This is a genomic window from Streptomyces sp. JLBJ103, assembly GCF_058215575.1.
Window position 1 is genome coordinate 3,239,732 of sequence record NZ_CM177089.1, and the last position, 15,967, is coordinate 3,255,698.

Genomic DNA, 15,967 nt, shown 5'->3' on the forward strand with positions numbered 1-15,967 from the left:
GTTACCTCAGGCCCCCTTGGCCGCGGTACGGACCAGGACGAGGCCGCCGTTCGGACCAGGAACCGCTCCCTTGATCAGGAGCAGACCCTTCTCCGCGTCAACGGCGTGGACGGTCAGGTTCTGGGTGGTGACCCGCTCGTTGCCCATGCGGCCGGCCATGCGCAGGCCCTTGAACACGCGGCCCGGGGTGGCGCAGCCACCGATGGAGCCCGGCGAGCGGTGCTTGCGCTGGGTGCCGTGGCCGGCGCCGAGGCCGGCGAAGCCGTGGCGCTTCATGACACCGGCGGTGCCCTTGCCCTTGCTGGTGCCGGTCACATCGACCTTCACACCGGACTCGAACACCTCGGCGGTGACCTCCTGGCCGAGCGTGTACTCGCTGGCGTCAGCGGTACGCAGCTCCACCAGGTGGCGGCGCGGGGTGACGTCGGCCTTGGCGAAGTGGCCCTTGAGGGGCTTGTTCACCTTGCGCGGGTCGATCTCGCCGAAGGCGATCTGGACGGCGTTGTAGCCGTCCGCGTCATCGGTACGGACCTGGGTCACGACGCAGGGACCGGCCTTGACGACGGTGACCGGGACGACGCGGTTGTTCTCGTCCCACACCTGCGTCATGCCGAGCTTCTCGCCCAGGACGCCCTTGATCTGCTTAGCCATCTCGCGCGTCACCTCAGAGCTTGATCTCGATGTCGACGCCCGCCGGCAGGTCGAGACGCATGAGCGAGTCGACGGTCTTCGGCGTGGGGTCGAGGATGTCGATGAGGCGCTTGTGCGTACGCATCTCGAAGTGCTCGCGCGAGTCCTTGTACTTGTGCGGCGACTTGATGACGCAGTACACGTTCTTCTCTGTGGGCAGCGGCACCGGGCCCGCGACCGACGCACCAGTGCGGGTCACCGTCTCGACGATCTTCTTCGCCGAGGAGTCGATGACCTCGTGGTCGTAGGCCTTGAGCCGGATGCGGATCTTCTGTCCCGCCATGGCTACTTCGTAGTCCTGTCTCTCGTAACGCTCTGGGACCCGGCGGAGTACGCGGCTCCCTCCCACCCACTCCCGACCCACGCGGTCGGGCGTGTCGCGCCCCTTCTCATAGCTCTCCATAGGAGAAATCCCTGATGAAGGGGTTGGCTGGGGGAGAAAGTCACCCACCGGGCGCCTGGCTGGGGCCCCGCTGACACTTCCCGGAAGATTCCCGTACTTCCGCCCCTGAGCAGGGACGACGAGTACTGCGGGACTCGCTTCCAGTCCTCCCGGCGGGAGGCGCGCAGCATCGGCACTCAACCGAGCAACCTGGCTAGTGTGCCATAGCGGCTGCTCCGGACGCCAATCAGGAGCGGGGAAGCATACCCCCCGCGCGGGAGCGCGCAAACCCGGCGCTCGCGCCCCTGTCACGCCCGGTGGGTCCACCACCAGCGCCAGTGCGTCGTCCGCCGGGCGGCGCACCCGGCACATCTCGGTGCGGGTGGTCGGCACGTCCGCCCGGCGGCGCCGGACCCCGCGGTCAGCCCGGGTAGGGCTTGCGGCCCAGGTGAGCGCCTTCCCCCGCGCCGGTCCCGTGGTACTTCTCCTTGAGGTCATCGGCGAGATTCCCCTCGGAGTCCAGCTCGTTCCCGTGCCCCTTGAAGTACTGCGCGGCCACCTCGCCGAACTGGTTCTCCCCCCGCCGGTAGAACTCCGACGCGTCCTGCGGGGGCTCGGGCAGCTCCGGTCCACCGAAGATCGCGTCGTTGTGGAAGACCTTCGCGAACTCCTGGCCCGCGCTCACCGCGACGGGCACCACCAGCCCCCACGGACCCGCCTTGCCCACCAGGCTGACGATGCCCTGGCTCACCACGGGCGTACTGGCGTTGTATCCGACCCTCGTCCAGTTCGACGACTCCTGGAACGCCTTCTGCGCCTCGGCGCTGTCATGGGCGTAGGTCGCCTCGATCTGAGCGGCGCGGGACTGGTCGAGGACCCCGCGCGCCTCGGCCTCGGTGAGCAGCGCCCTGCGGCCCATCGCGTAGTTCTCCGCGCCGTCGGCCGGAGGATGGGCCGCGATCTGGCTGAGGGTGTAGAGGTGCTCGGCCTGGTTCATGATCCCGTGCGAGGTCTCGTTCTGGCCGAGCACGCTGAGGAAGTTGAGCGCGCCGTCGCGGCCGAAGTCGGCCCGGCCCCGGTACGCGGGCGGGAAGGCATCGCCGCTCTTGCTGTGCTCGCCCACTCCGGACATGTGGTAGTTGATGTCGTCCACATACGCCCCGCCCATCCGCCCCAGGCTCGTCGCCATCCCCGGCTGGTCGTGCAGCAGCCCGGGGCCGTCCTCGCCCCCGTAGACGGTGACGACCTGCTCCATCACATCCGCCGTCGCCGCGGTCCGCCGGTCGCCGCCGTGCCGGAAGATCTCCGGGTCCTTGCCCGCGACCTCGTCGGCATCCCAGGCGTAGCCCGTCGTCGCCGCGGTCAGGGCGTGGCCGAGGGCCTCATGGCCCGGGAGGGTGCGGGGGCCGCCCCGGGTGTTGCCGTCGAAGATCCAGTTGCGGTCCTGGGTGAGGTACTCGAAACGGGGGTTGAGCCCGCCGCCGGCGGGCTTCCGGAAGAACTCGGTGGACGCCTCCGGGCTGTGGCCGAGCCCTTCCAGGAAGCCGGTCATCGCGTCCATGCCGTTGTCACCGCGGCGGCCGATCAGATTCAGCGCGTCGGTGTCGCCGGTGTTCGACCAGTAGGCGAAGCCGTCCTTGGTGTTGTTCTTCTTGTCCCAGGCCACCAGCTTGTCGCCGTAGGTGTTCAGGAAGTCCTTGTCGTACGTCCCGGTGCGCATCAGGTTGCTCATGAGCTGGAAGCCGTAGGGGTGGGTGCGCCCGCCGGAGTCCTCCAGCCGCTGCGGACCCAGGCGGATCATCTCGTCCTTCCACGCCGCCATGGCGGGGGTGTCCGCGTGGGAAGCGGTGGCCAGGGTCGTCCCCAGGCTCTGCTGGAGGCTCTTGGCCGACTTCCACCACGCCGTGTCGTCGACGTCGGTATCGGGGTACAGCGGGTTGCGCGGATGCGTCGCGTTGTACCAGAGCTTGAGAGTGCGCTCCGCGCCCAGCTTCGTGGCGAACTGCTCGGCGAACTCGGGGTCCTGGCTGTGCCGGGCCATCAGCACCGCCAGCTGGGCCAGTTGGGAGGAGGACAGCCGGCCGTTCTCGGTCCCGGCCAGCTCGATGGCCTGCTTCAGGTCCTTCGCGGCCGCCTTCCGGGCCTCGTCCAGGCTGTTGTAGGCGTGGTCGTTGAAGCCGCGCCGCTCACCGTTGACGTCCGCGGTCAGGGCCTGGACCAGGGCGCTGTCCGCCTCCCCCGCCAGCTCCAGCGCCGCGCGGGTGCGCTCGCGGTAGTGGGCGAAGGTGTCCTGGTAGGACTTGTTCAGCGCCGCGCGGTTCTGCTCCTGGTCGTCGGGCAGATCGAGATAGACCGAGCCGTCGTGCTTGTTGAGCTTCAGATACTGGTGGCCCTCGAGCTCCTTCTCGATGGCGTCCAGGGTGTTCTTGGCCGAGGTGAACTTCTCCAGCCCCTGCTTCATGACGTTGTGCACCCGGCGGGCCTCCTCGGCCGCGGCGAGGATCTGCCGCCGCACCGCGCGCAGTGTGCGCCAGGCCGCGTCGGCCGCCTCGCCGTGCCAGTCGGACTGGGCCAGCCCCTTGGTGACATCGGTGCCGAAGTTGGTGTCGATCTGCTGGAACTTCCCCGGCGCCTGGCTCCACTTGGTGACGGCCTCGCGGAGCGGGGTGAGGTTCGCGTTCTTCACCTCGGTGTAGCCGAGCTGCTCGCTCACGGCTGCTTCTCCCTGTCCACGCGGTAGCCCAGGGCCTGCTTCCGGTCCTCGTGGGTGAAGGCGTCGGCGGCGGTGCGCAGGGCGGTCGCGGTGCTGCTGAACTGCCCCTTCACATAGGCCATCTGGTCCTTCCAGCGCTCCAGGAAGGTGTCGATGGCCTGGTCGGTGGCGAAGCCCGTGAGGGTGCCGCTGACCTGGCCGGTCTCGGTCATGACCTCGTCGTCCGCGGTGAGGAACTGCCCCCGTACCGTCTCGGCCTTGCCCGCGCGCCCGCGCAGCACGGAGGCCGTCACATGGAGCTTCTGCGGGCCCCCCGCCCCGCTGCCGCACCCGGACGAGTCCAGCCGTGTCCCCGTGGCCGCCGACGGCGCGTGGGCGGCCGCCTTGAGTTGCGCCCACTCCTCCTCGAACGTCATCCGTCCCCCTGTTGTGTCGATGACGAGCCCCCCGTATGAGGCGGCACGAACGTAATGCGCCAAAACGAACGGGAGATGACCGCGGCAGGGGCGCCGACTGAACGCCGCGGCCCGGGGTGTTGTCCGTTCTGTGACCCAGACCTCCCGCTCACCGGACAACCCTGGAAGATCACCGACCGTCCCCTTCTACGGGAAAGCAGCCGGAGATTACGTGCTGCCCAAGTGACAGGGTCACCAAATTGAACAGTCGAAGGATTCCGTCCGGCACCACGCGGAGGCAGACACTGGCCGCGCTGGCGGCCCTCACCGCCGCCACCGCCGTCGGCACCACCGGCTGCGTCGGACAGTCCGGCTCGTCCACCGGGCCCGCCGCAGCGGCCCGCCCGACCAAGCCGGGCGCCGCCGAGCCGTTCACCTCGGCGTCGGGCGACAAGGACGCAACTCTGCTCCAGGTCCTGGCCCATCCCGATGACGACCTGTACTTCATGAACCCGGACGCCGAACACGTGCTGCGCTCCGGGGTCCCCGTGGTCAGCGTCTACGTCACCGCGGGCGAGGCACGTGGCATCAACTACGTGGCCGGACGCCCCGTACCGGCACCGAACAAGGCCGACTACTCCGCCTCTCGCCACCAGGGGCTGCGCCAGGCGTACGCGCAGATGCTGGGGCTCAGCCAGTTCACCGGCTGGAAGCGCGCGGTGCTGCGGCTGCCCGGCGGTGTCACCGCGGAGACCAACGTCCTGGCCAACGGTGCCCGCAGCGTCCGGCTGATCTTCCTCAACATCGCGATGCTCTCGGAGGGCGGGGTGCGGATCCCGGCCCTGTGGGACACCCCCGGCACCGTGATGCGCACCCTTCAGGCCACCGGCTCACCCGTGGCGCACCCCAGCTCCTACGTCCATCAGACGCTGGTCGATGTGCTCGCCGAGATCATGCGCCGCTTCCGGCCCACCCTGATCCACACCCTCGACCCGGACCCCGACTTCCAGGTGCATGACGCGCTACACCCCAGGGACAACGACCAGCCGGGCTGCTCCGACCACCGCGACCACACCCCGGTGGCCCTGTTCGCCTGGAAGGCGATCACCCAGTGGGTCGCGGACTCCGCCCGCCGCGACAAGCGCGCGCCGCGCTTCGCCACCACCGCGTTCCGCGGCTATTACAACCAGCGCTGGCCGCACAATCTGCCGCCCGCCGTGCTGGCCGACAAGGCCCGGCTGATCAAGTCCTACGGCGGCTCCCCCACCTGGAAGTGCGGCGACAACGCGGGCTGCGGCGACTACAGCCAGGGCGGGCAGCGCCCGCTGAAGAACCGCAAGGGCTGGATCCGATCCACCCACTACCGCTACCCCGGTGCCCTGCCCGCCCCCACCACCGACCGCGAAGGCCGTCTCGTCGCCTACGGCGTACTGAGCACCCAGGCCGTGCGCTGGCGCGAGACCTCGGCCGGGAGCGGGCGGTTCGGCCCGCCGCAGGGGCTCGGTGGCGGTCCGCTGGCCCCCACGCTGTCCGCGGTGCGCGACGCCAAGGGGCGGCAGCTGCTCCTCGGGCTGCGGTTCGCCTCACTGGGCGGCCAGGGCGAGACCGGACTGCGGGAGATCGTGGCGCTGGAGCAGCGCGGCCCCGACGGGCCGTTCCGCCCCTGGACCAGTCTCGGGACCCCCGACTCGGACCCCGAGCGCGGGCGCCGAACCGGCTGCCCGGTGGCGGTCGCCGCCCCGGACGGGCGGATCCACCTGTTCGTACGGACCTCGGACAAGAGCCTGGCCACCCGGGTACGGGACACAGCGGGCCGCTGGGGTCCCTGGCAGCGGCTCGGCGGCGGGGAGATCCAGGACGGGCTGACCGCCGCCCTGGACGGCGAGGGCCGCGTCCATGTCGTCGCCGCGGGCCGCGACACCGTCCACCACTGGGGCCAGCAGCGCGTCGACGGGCCGGTGACGCTGCTGCCGCCGACCGGGCTGCCGCGCCCTGGTGACCAGCCGGGCGCCGCGGTGGCCCCGGACGGCTCGCTCTCGCTGGTCTACCGCACGCCCGCGGCCACCGCGCCCGGTGTGCACCAGCTCGGCGACGTGGCCGGGGCGGGAGCCGGGCGCACCGTGCGGCACTTCGAGGGCTACGGCCCGGTCGCCGTGCAGACCGTGGCCACACCGGGCGGCCGCCGGAAGGCCAGGACAACGGTGCTGCTCGGCCGTGACCTCGACGGCGAGGTCCAGATCCAGTACGGCACGGGGTCACGCGGCAGGCCGCTGCGCGCGCCCGGACGGCTGATCCCGGTGGGCACCCCGGCGCTGCTGGCGGAGGGGCACAAGGGAGTGGCCGTGGTCGGTATCGCACCCGGCGCCACTCCGTGGATCTGGCGCCCGCGCCTCACATCGCGGGCGTAGCCACCAGCGCTCCCCGGGCTCGCCGGCGCATCATGATCAACGTGCGGTGGAGCGTGAGGTCGAGCCGGGCCCGACGGCCCTGCTACCGCCGGCCGGGGCCTTCGACGCCGCCTTGGAGGCGGTCTTCTTGGCGGGGGCCGTACGGCGCGCCCTCGGGGCCTGTTCGCGCTCCTCCTCACCCTCGCCCTCGCGCTCCTCCTCGGCGTCGGGCTCCGCGTCCGCGGATGCCTCGTCGCGCTCGCCCCGCAGGCTCAGCGTGCGGTCGTGGAGGGAGTCGGCGAGGGTGTTGGCCCGGTCGGTCACGGCCTTGGTCGCGGCCGTCTTCGCGGTGTCGACCAGCTCCTTGCGCGCCTGTGCGTTCAACCCGCTGAGCAGCGGGGAGTCGGCGAGGGCCTTCGTCAACTGCTGCGGATCAAGGGTGATCTTCTTCCCGGCCAGCATCATGCCGAGCCCGAAGGCCAGCTTCGCCTTCTTCGTGCGCCCGAGGAGATAACCTCCCACAACCGCTATAGCGATCTTGCTGTTGCTCGTCATCTGTTCGCTCCCGAGGGTCGGACTCGGTGTCGATATGTGGCTGCCGAGTACCCGCAGACGACCGAGCCCCACAGACGACCGAGCCCCACAGACGACGGAGCCCCACCCGCCGTCCTGCGGCGAATGGGGCTCCGAATGCTCCGGGGAGCGTCAGGTCACTTGTTGATCTTGGTGACCTGGCCGGCGCCGACGGTCCGGCCACCCTCACGGATGGCGAACTTCAGGCCCTCCTCCATGGCGACCGGCTGGATCAGCTGGACCGACATCTCGGTGTTGTCGCCCGGCATGACCATCTCGGTGCCCTCGGGGAGGGTCACAACGCCCGTCACGTCCGTGGTACGGAAGTAGAACTGCGGACGGTAGTTGTTGAAGAACGGCGTGTGGCGGCCACCCTCGTCCTTGGACAGGATGTACGCCTGGGCCTCGAACTCGGTGTGCGGGGTGACCGAGCCCGGCTTGATGATGACCTGGCCGCGCTCGACGTCCTCGCGCTTGATGCCGCGGAGCAGCAGACCGACGTTCTCACCGGCCTGGCCCTCGTCGAGCAGCTTGCGGAACATCTCGATACCGGTGACCGTGGTGGTGGTCTTCTCGGTCTTGATGCCGATGATGTCGACGGTCTCGTTGACCTTGAGGACACCACGCTCGATACGGCCGGTGACGACCGTACCGCGACCGGTGATGGTGAAGACGTCCTCGATCGGCATCAGGAACGGCTTGTCGACGTCGCGCTCCGGCTGCGGGATCGACTCGTCGACGGCCTTCATCAGGTCGAGGACGGACTTGCCCCACTCGGCGTCGCCCTCGAGCGCCTTGAGCGCCGAGACCTTGACGACCGGAACGTCGTCGCCCGGGAACTCGTACTCGGAGAGCAGCTCACGGACCTCGAGCTCGACGAGCTCCAGGATCTCCTCGTCGTCCACCATGTCGGCCTTGTTCAGGGCGACGACGATGTACGGCACGCCGACCTGGCGGGCCAGGAGCACGTGCTCCTTGGTCTGCGGCATCGGGCCGTCGGTGGCGGCGACCACGAGGATGGCGCCGTCCATCTGAGCGGCACCGGTGATCATGTTCTTGATGTAGTCCGCGTGACCGGGGCAGTCAACGTGCGCGTAGTGACGCGACTCGGTCTGGTACTCGACGTGCGCGATGGAGATGGTGATACCGCGCTGGCGCTCCTCAGGAGCCTTGTCGATCTGGTCGAAGGCCGAGGCCTCGTTCAGGTCCGGGTACGCGTCGTGCAGCACCTTGGTGATCGCCGCGGTAAGGGTCGTCTTACCGTGGTCGATGTGACCGATGGTGCCGATGTTGACGTGCGGCTTAGTCCGCTCGAACTTCGCCTTCGCCACTGGGGTCCTCCTGTGGAGTGGTTCTGTACGCATCCACACTTTGCGGATGGGTTCAGGTGGTCTTACCGAACCGGCCAGGACCCCGAGGGGGATGCCCTTCGCCGTATTCGTATGGGGGGCCGGCGGCCGGGGCCCCCGCCATGGACCGCCCGGTACGGACGATCAATGACGGAATGCCCCGATGCCTTTTGCTCCAGCCTAAAGGGTGAGCAATCGGGATGAACCCGACTTACTCGCCCTTGGCCTTCGCGATGATCTCCTCGGCGACGTTCTTCGGAACCTCGGCGTAGGAGTCGAACTGCATGGAGTAGCTGGCGCGGCCAGAGGTCTTGCTGCGCAGGTCGCCCACGTAGCCGAACATCTCCGACAGCGGAACCAGGCCGGTGACCAGCTTGGCACCGCTCCGGTCCTCCATGGACTGGATCTGTCCACGACGGGAGTTGATGTCGCCGATCACATCGCCCATGTAGTCCTCGGGCGTGGTGACCTCGACCTTCATCATCGGCTCGAGCAGGGCCGGACCGGCCTTGCGGGCGGCCTCCTTGAAGGCCATCGAACCGGCGATCTTGAAGGCCATCTCGGACGAGTCGACCTCGTGGTACCCACCGTCGAGGAGGGTGACCTTGACGCCGGTCAGCGGGTAGCCGGCGAGCACGCCGAACTCCATCGCCTCCTGGCAGCCCGCGTCCACGGACGGGATGTACTCCCGCGGGATACGGCCACCGGTGACCTTGTTCTCGAACTCGTAGCCATCGCCCTCGAGCGGTGCGAGCGCGATCTGCACCTTCGCGAACTGGCCGGACCCACCCGTCTGCTTCTTGTGGGTGTAGTCGTACCGCTCGACCGCCTTGCGGAGGGTCTCGCGGTAGGCCACCTGCGGCTTACCGACGTTGGCCTCGACCTTGAACTCCCGGCGCATACGGTCGACCAGCACGTCCAGGTGCAGCTCGCCCATACCGGAGATGATCGTCTGGCCGGTCTCCTCATCGGTCTTGACGCGGAAGGACGGGTCCTCCTCGGCAAGACGCTGAATGGCGACGGCCAGCTTCTCCTGGTCGCCCTTGGACTTCGGCTCGATGGCCACCTCGATGACCGGGGCCGGGAAGTCCATGGACTCCAGGATCACCGGGTTCGACGCGTCGGAGAGGGTCTCACCGGTGGTGGTCTGCTTCAGACCCATGACGGCGACGATGTCGCCGGCACCCACCGACTCGATCTCCTCACGCTTGTTCGCGTGCATCCGGTAGATCTTGCCGATGCGCTCCTTCTTGCCCTTCACGGAGTTCAGCACCTGGGTGCCGGCGTCCATGCGGCCGGAGTACACACGGATGAAGGTGAGCTTGCCGAGGTGCGGGTCGCTCGCGATCTTGAACGCCAGGGCCGACAGCGGCTCTTCCTCGGAAGGACGACGCTTGATGACCTCGTCGGGGTCCTTGACCGAGTGGCCCTCGATCGCCTCGATGTCGATCGGCGACGGGAGGTACCGGACCACGGCGTCGAGCAGGGGCTGCACACCCTTGTTCTTGAACGCGGTGCCACAGAACACCGGGGTGACGGTGGTGCCGCCGCCCTTGCCGGAGGCGATGGTGATACGGCGGATCGCCGCGTACAGCTGCTCCTCGGTGGGCTCCTGGCCCTCGAGGTACAGCTCCATCATCTCTTCGTCGTTCTCGGCGACGCCCTCGAGCAGCTTGCCGCGCCACTCGTCGGCGGCCTCGGTGTGGGTGTCCGGGATGTCGACGGTGTCGTACATCTCGCCCTTGGTCGCCTCGGCGGACCAGACCAGCGCCTTCATACGGACGAGGTCGACCACGCCCTTGAAGTCGGCCTCGGTGCCGATCGGCAGCTGCATGACCAGCGGCACCGCGCCCAGGCGGTCCGTGATCATGTCGACGCAGCGGTGGAACTCGGCACCGGTGCGGTCCAGCTTGTTCACGAAGCAGATACGCGGAACGCCGTAGCGGTCCGCCTGACGCCACACCGTCTCGGACTGCGGCTCCACACCGGCGACGCCATCGAACACCGTGACGGCACCGTCGAGGACGCGCAGCGAGCGCTCCACCTCGACCGTGAAGTCGACGTGGCCCGGGGTGTCGATGATGTTGATGGTGTGATCGACGTTCTCAAGCGGCCAGTGACAGGTCGTCGCGGCCGACGTGATGGTGATGCCGCGCTCCTGCTCCTGCTCCATCCAGTCCATGGTGGCAGCGCCATCGTGGACTTCACCGATCTTGTAGCTCACACCGGTGTAGAACAGGATCCGCTCGGTGGTGGTCGTCTTGCCCGCGTCGATGTGGGCCATGATCCCAATGTTGCGGACCTTGGCCAGGTCAAGTGAAGTGGTGGCCATATGGCTCAGTCTTCTCTCGGTTCTCGATGGGGTAGCGACTACCAGCGGTAGTGCGCGAAGGCCTTGTTGGACTCGGCCATCTTGTGGGTGTCCTCACGCCGCTTGACGGAGGCGCCCAGACCATTGCTGGCGTCCAGCAGCTCGTTCATCAGCCGCTCGGTCATGGTCTTCTCGCGACGAGCGCGCGAGTAGCCCACGAGCCAGCGCAGCGCGAGGGTGGAGGAACGGCCGGGACGGACCTCGACCGGAACCTGGTAGGTGGCGCCACCGACACGACGGGAGCGGACCTCGAGGGTCGGCTTCACGTTCTCCAGGGCGCGCTTGAGGGTGATGACCGGGTCGTTGCCGGTCTTGTCCCGCAGGCCCTCCATGGCGCCGTAGACGATGCGCTCGGCGGTGGAGCGCTTGCCGTTCAGCAGCACCTTGTTGATGAGGGAGGTGACAAGAGGAGAGTTGTAGACCGGGTCGATGATGACCGGGCGCTTCGGGGCGGGGCCCTTACGAGGCATTCTTACTTCTCCTTCTTGGCGCCGTAGCGGCTGCGAGCCTGCTTGCGGTTCTTGACGCCCTGCGTGTCGAGGGAGCCGCGGATGATCTTGTAACGAACACCCGGCAGGTCCTTCACACGACCGCCACGCACGAGCACGATGGAGTGCTCCTGCAGGTTGTGCCCCTCACCCGGGACGTAGGCGGTGACCTCGATCCCACTGCTCAGCCGGACACGCGCGACCTTGCGGAGCGCCGAGTTCGGCTTCTTCGGCGTCGTGGTGAACACGCGGGTGCATGTACCACGGCGCTGCGGCGACCCCGCGAGGGCGGGGGTCTTGTTCTTCTCGACCTTGTCCTGGCGGCCCTTGCGGACCAGCTGCTGGATCGTAGGCACCGTTTCTCCGGTTTCTGTGTGCCGTCTCGGTAAAGCTAACCTGGGATTTCTCCGACCCACGCGGTCGGGTGTGTCGCGCACCGCAGACCCCTGCGAATGTCAGGAGAGTGCGAATTGTTGGTGTCGACACCTCGGGCTCCCGAGCGGTCTAGAAGCGCGCACAGGAGCCCAGGGACACCCCAGGCACAAGGTCAGAGCGTACCTACCGCATCGGCTCCGGTCAAAACAAATGCACACGCGCTGGACACACCAACCCGGAGCATAGCCGCAGGGCGGCCACCCCCGCCATGGGGTGACCGCCCTGTGAACGTTTACCAGCCGTCGGGCCGGTCCTACTGGTTGTACGGACCGTAGTCGTAGTCCTCCAGCGGGACCGCCTGGCCGGAGCCCGTGCCGAAGGGCGAGTAGTCGATGTCGTCGTAACCGACGGCCGAGTACATCGCGGCCTTCGCCTCCTCGGTCGGCTCGACCCGGATGTTGCGGTAGCGGGACAGGCCCGTACCGGCCGGGATGAGCTTACCGATGATCACGTTCTCCTTGAGGCCGATCAGGGAGTCCGACTTGGCGTTGATCGCCGCGTCGGTGAGCACCCGGGTCGTCTCCTGGAAGGACGCCGCCGACAGCCAGGACTCGGTCGCCAGCGATGCCTTGGTGATACCCATCAGCTGCGGACGGCCGGAGGCCGGGTGGCCGCCTTCCTGGACCACGCGGCGGTTCTCGCCCTCGAAGCGCGAGCGCTCCACGAGCTCGCCCGGCAGCAGCTCCGCGTCGCCGGACTCGATGATCGTCACTCGGCGCAGCATCTGCCGGATGATGATCTCGATGTGCTTGTCGTGGATCGACACACCCTGCGAGTTGTAGACCTTCTGGACCTCGCCCACCAGGTGCACCTGGACGGCGCGCTGGCCGAGGATGCGCAGCACGTCGTGCGGGTTGACCGCACCGACGGTCAGCGGCTGGCCGACGTCGACCCGGTCACCCTCGCCCACCAGCAGACGGGCTCGCTTCGAGACGCCGAAGGCGGTCTCGTCGGAGCCGTCGTCCGGGGTGACGACGAGCTTCTTGGTCTTCTCGGTCTCCTCGATCCGGACGCGGCCGGCCGCCTCCGAGATCGGGGCGACACCCTTGGGCGTACGGGCCTCGAAGAGCTCGACGACACGCGGCAGACCCTGGGTGATGTCGTCACCGGCCACACCACCGGTGTGGAAGGTACGCATCGTCAGCTGGGTGCCGGGCTCACCGATGGACTGGGCGGCGATGATGCCGACCGCCTCACCGATGTCCACCAGCTTGCCGGTCGCCAGCGAGCGGCCGTAGCACATGGCGCAGGTGCCGACGGCGGACTCGCAGGTGAGCACCGAGCGGGTCTTGACCGTCTCCACGCCGTGCCGGACCAGCTCGTCGATGAGCACATCGCCCAGGTCGGTACCGGCCGGGGCCAGCACCTTCCCGTCCACGACGATGTCCTCGGCGAGGCAGCGCGCGTACACGCTGGTCTCGACGTCGTCGGCCTTGCGCAGCACACCGTCGGCGCCGCGGCCGGCGATCTCCAGCTTCAGGCCGCGGTCGGTGCCGCAGTCCTCCTCGCGGATGATCACGTCCTGGGAGACGTCCACCAGACGACGGGTCAGGTAACCCGAGTCGGCGGTCCGCAGCGCGGTGTCCGCGAGACCCTTACGGGCACCGTGGGTGGAGATGAAGTACTCCAGCACGGAGAGACCCTCACGGAACGACGCCTTAATGGGCCGCGGGATGGTCTCGTTCTTCGCGTTGGACACCAGACCACGCATACCGGCGATCTGACGCATCTGCATCATGTTTCCGCGCGCGCCCGAGTCGACCATCATGAAGATCGGGTTGGTCTTCGGGAAGTTCGCGTTCATCGCCTCGGCAACCTCGTTGGTCGCCTTGGTCCAGATCGCGATCAGCTCCTGGGTGCGCTCGTCCTTGGTGATCAGACCGCGCTCGTACTGCTTCTGGACCTTCTCGTCCTGCGCCTCGTAGCCCTCGATGATGGCCTTCTTGGCCTCGGGCACGACCACGTCGGAGATGGCGACGGTGACACCGGAGCGGGTGGCCCAGTGGAAACCGGCCGCCTTCAGGTTGTCCAGCGTCGCCGCGACGATGACCTTGGGGTAGCGCTCGGCGAGGTCGTTGACGATCTCGGAGAGCTGCTTCTTGCCCACCGAGTAGTCGACGAACGGGTAGTCCTCGGGCAGCAGCTCATTGAAGAGCGCACGGCCCAGGGTGGTGCGCAGCCGGAAGCTGTCGCCCTGCTGCCACGCCAGCTCCCCTTCCTCGGGGACGGGCGGGGTCCAGCCGCGGGGCGGCACCGTGCCGATCGGGAAGCGGATGTCGATCTTCGCCTGGAGCGAGAGCTCCCGGGCGTCGAACGCCATGATCGCCTCGGCGGCCGAGCCGAAGGACCGGCCCTCGCCCTTGACCTCCCGCTCCTCCTCGTCGGTGGTGAGGAAGAACAGGCCCAGCACCATGTCCTGGGTGGGCATGGTCACCGGACGGCCGTCGGCCGGCTTGAGGATGTTGTTCGAGGACAGCATCAGGATGCGGGCCTCGGCCTGCGCCTCCGCGGACAGCGGCAGGTGCACGGCCATCTGGTCACCGTCGAAGTCCGCGTTGAACGCGGTGCAGACGAGCGGGTGAATCTGAATGGCCTTGCCCTCGACCAGCTGCGGCTCGAACGCCTGGATACCGAGGCGGTGCAGGGTCGGCGCACGGTTCAGCAGCACCGGGTGCTCGGCGATGACCTCTTCGAGCACGTCGTACACGACCGTGCGGCCGCGCTCGACCATGCGCTTGGCCGACTTGATGTTCTGCGCGTGGTTCAGGTCCACCAGGCGCTTCATCACGAACGGCTTGAAGAGCTCCAGCGCCATGGCCTTGGGCAGACCGCACTGGTGCAGCTTGAGCTGCGGGCCGACGACGATGACCGAACGGGCCGAGTAGTCGACTCGCTTACCGAGCAGGTTCTGACGGAACCGGCCCTGCTTACCCTTCAGCATGTCGCTGAGGGACTTCAGCGGACGGTTACCGGGACCGGTGACCGGGCGACCGCGGCGGCCGTTGTCGAACAGCGCGTCGACGGCCTCCTGGAGCATCCGCTTCTCGTTGTTCACGATGATCTCGGGCGCACCGAGGTCGAGCAGACGCTTGAGGCGGTTGTTCCGGTTGATCACACGGCGGTACAGGTCGTTCAGGTCGGAGGTCGCGAAGCGGCCACCGTCCAGCTGCACCATCGGACGCAGGTCCGGCGGGATCACCGGGATGCAGTCCAGAACCATGCCGTTGGGGCTGTTGCGGGTCTGGAGGAAGGCGGAGACGACCTTGAGGCGCTTGAGCGCACGGGTCTTCTTCTGGCCCTTGCCGGTCCGGATGATCTCGCGGAGCTTCTCGGCCTCCTCATCGAGGTCGAAGGACTCCAGGCGCTTCTGGAGCGCCGCGGCGCCCATGCCGCCCATGAAGTACGTGCCGAAGCGGTCACGCAGCTCGCGGTAGAGCAGCTCGTCGCCCTCCAGGTCCTGGACCTTGAGGTTCTTGAAGCGGTTCCACACCTCGTCGAGACGGTCGATCTCGCGCTGGGCGCGGTCGCGCAGCTGCTTCATCTCGCGCTCGGCGCCCTCGCGCACCTTGCGGCGCACATCGGCCTTGGCGCCCTCGGCCTCCAGCTCGGCGAGGTCCGCCTCGAGCTTCTTGGCGCGGGCCTCCAGGTCGGCGTCGCGACGCTGCTCGATCTGCTGACGCTCGACGGAGACATGGGCCTCCAGCGAGGGCAGGTCGCGCGTACGGCGCTCCTCGTCCACCCACGTGATCATGTAGGCGGCGAAGTAGATGACCTTCTCGAGGTCCTTCGGGGCGAGGTCGAGCAGGTAGCCCAGACGGCTGGGCACGCCCTTGAAGTACCAGATGTGGGTGACGGGAGCGGCAAGCTCGATGTGGCCCATCCGCTCACGGCGCACCTTGGCGCGGGTGACCTCGACACCGCAGCGCTCACAGATGATGCCCTTGAAGCGGACGCGCTTGTACTTACCGCAGTAGCACTCCCAGTCCCGGGTCGGACCGAAGATCTTCTCGCAGAAGAGTCCGTCCTTTTCGGGCTTCAGGGTGCGGTAGTTGATGGTCTCCGGCTTCTTGACCTCACCGTGGGACCACTGACGGATGTCGTCAGCAGTGGCGAGGCCGATCCGCAGCTCGTCGAAGAAGTTGACGTCGAGCACTTGTCGTCAATCCCTCTTTCAGGGTCGTGTC

11 protein-coding genes are annotated in these 15,967 nt (G+C 68.1%); 1 reads left to right on the forward strand and 10 read right to left on the reverse strand.

The window, feature by feature from the left end; translation table 11 throughout:
• Positions 1 to 6 precede the first annotated feature (6 nt).
• The 4 genes from rplC to AC4BEG_RS14125 all read right to left on the reverse strand — a co-directional run bounded on the left by rplC (position 7) and on the right by AC4BEG_RS14125 (position 4,201).
• Complete coding sequence (rplC, locus tag AC4BEG_RS14110) at positions 7 to 651, reverse strand: 50S ribosomal protein L3 (RefSeq protein WP_201882616.1); 645 nt, start codon at positions 649 to 651, stop codon at positions 7 to 9.
• 13 nt (positions 652 to 664) lie between these two features.
• A complete protein-coding gene (gene rpsJ, locus AC4BEG_RS14115; RefSeq protein ID WP_003948644.1) occupies positions 665 to 973 on the reverse strand; it encodes a 30S ribosomal protein S10 in 309 nt (102 codons plus the stop codon).
• Between the two features lie 520 nt (positions 974 to 1,493).
• The gene (locus AC4BEG_RS14120; RefSeq protein WP_490706229.1) at positions 1,494 to 3,785 is read right to left on the reverse strand and encodes a hypothetical protein; all 2,292 of its coding nucleotides are present in this window, start codon (positions 3,783 to 3,785) and stop codon (positions 1,494 to 1,496) included.
• Positions 3,782 to 4,201, reverse strand: a complete 420-nt coding sequence (locus tag AC4BEG_RS14125) for a hypothetical protein (protein ID WP_490706230.1) — start codon at positions 4,199 to 4,201, stop codon at positions 3,782 to 3,784. The genes AC4BEG_RS14120 and AC4BEG_RS14125 overlap by 4 nt, the downstream gene beginning before the upstream one ends.
• 239 nt (positions 4,202 to 4,440) lie before the next feature.
• Here AC4BEG_RS14125 and AC4BEG_RS14130 point away from each other — a divergent pair, with 239 nt between their 5' ends.
• Positions 4,441 to 6,588 (forward strand): PIG-L family deacetylase, encoded by a 2,148-nt coding sequence (locus tag AC4BEG_RS14130; RefSeq protein WP_490706231.1) that lies wholly within the window; start codon positions 4,441 to 4,443, stop codon positions 6,586 to 6,588.
• A gap of 36 nt (positions 6,589 to 6,624) precedes the next feature.
• Here AC4BEG_RS14130 and AC4BEG_RS14135 read toward each other — a convergent pair whose 3' ends face one another.
• The 6 genes from AC4BEG_RS14135 to AC4BEG_RS14160 all read right to left on the reverse strand — a co-directional run bounded on the left by AC4BEG_RS14135 (position 6,625) and on the right by AC4BEG_RS14160 (position 15,936).
• A complete protein-coding gene (locus AC4BEG_RS14135; RefSeq protein ID WP_490706232.1) occupies positions 6,625 to 7,122 on the reverse strand; it encodes a hypothetical protein in 498 nt (165 codons plus the stop codon).
• A 155-nt stretch (positions 7,123 to 7,277) separates the two neighbouring features.
• Entirely contained in the window at positions 7,278 to 8,471 is a 1,194-nt protein-coding gene (gene tuf, locus AC4BEG_RS14140; RefSeq protein WP_201882607.1) for an elongation factor Tu, read from the reverse strand.
• A gap of 229 nt (positions 8,472 to 8,700) precedes the next feature.
• Positions 8,701 to 10,821, reverse strand: a complete 2,121-nt coding sequence (gene fusA / locus AC4BEG_RS14145; RefSeq protein ID WP_490706233.1) for an elongation factor G — start codon at positions 10,819 to 10,821, stop codon at positions 8,701 to 8,703.
• Between the two features lie 38 nt (positions 10,822 to 10,859).
• Positions 10,860 to 11,330, reverse strand: coding sequence for a 30S ribosomal protein S7 (gene rpsG / locus AC4BEG_RS14150; RefSeq protein ID WP_137979061.1), 471 nt, complete (start codon positions 11,328 to 11,330; stop codon positions 10,860 to 10,862).
• A 2-nt stretch (positions 11,331 to 11,332) separates the two neighbouring features.
• On the reverse strand, positions 11,333 to 11,704 hold the full coding sequence (gene rpsL, locus AC4BEG_RS14155) for a 30S ribosomal protein S12 (protein WP_014054153.1): 372 nt from the start codon (positions 11,702 to 11,704) through the stop codon (positions 11,333 to 11,335).
• Positions 11,705 to 12,036: 332 nt separating this feature from the next.
• On the reverse strand, positions 12,037 to 15,936 hold the full coding sequence (locus AC4BEG_RS14160) for a DNA-directed RNA polymerase subunit beta' (RefSeq protein ID WP_490706234.1): 3,900 nt from the start codon (positions 15,934 to 15,936) through the stop codon (positions 12,037 to 12,039).
• Positions 15,937 to 15,967: the final 31 nt, after the last annotated feature.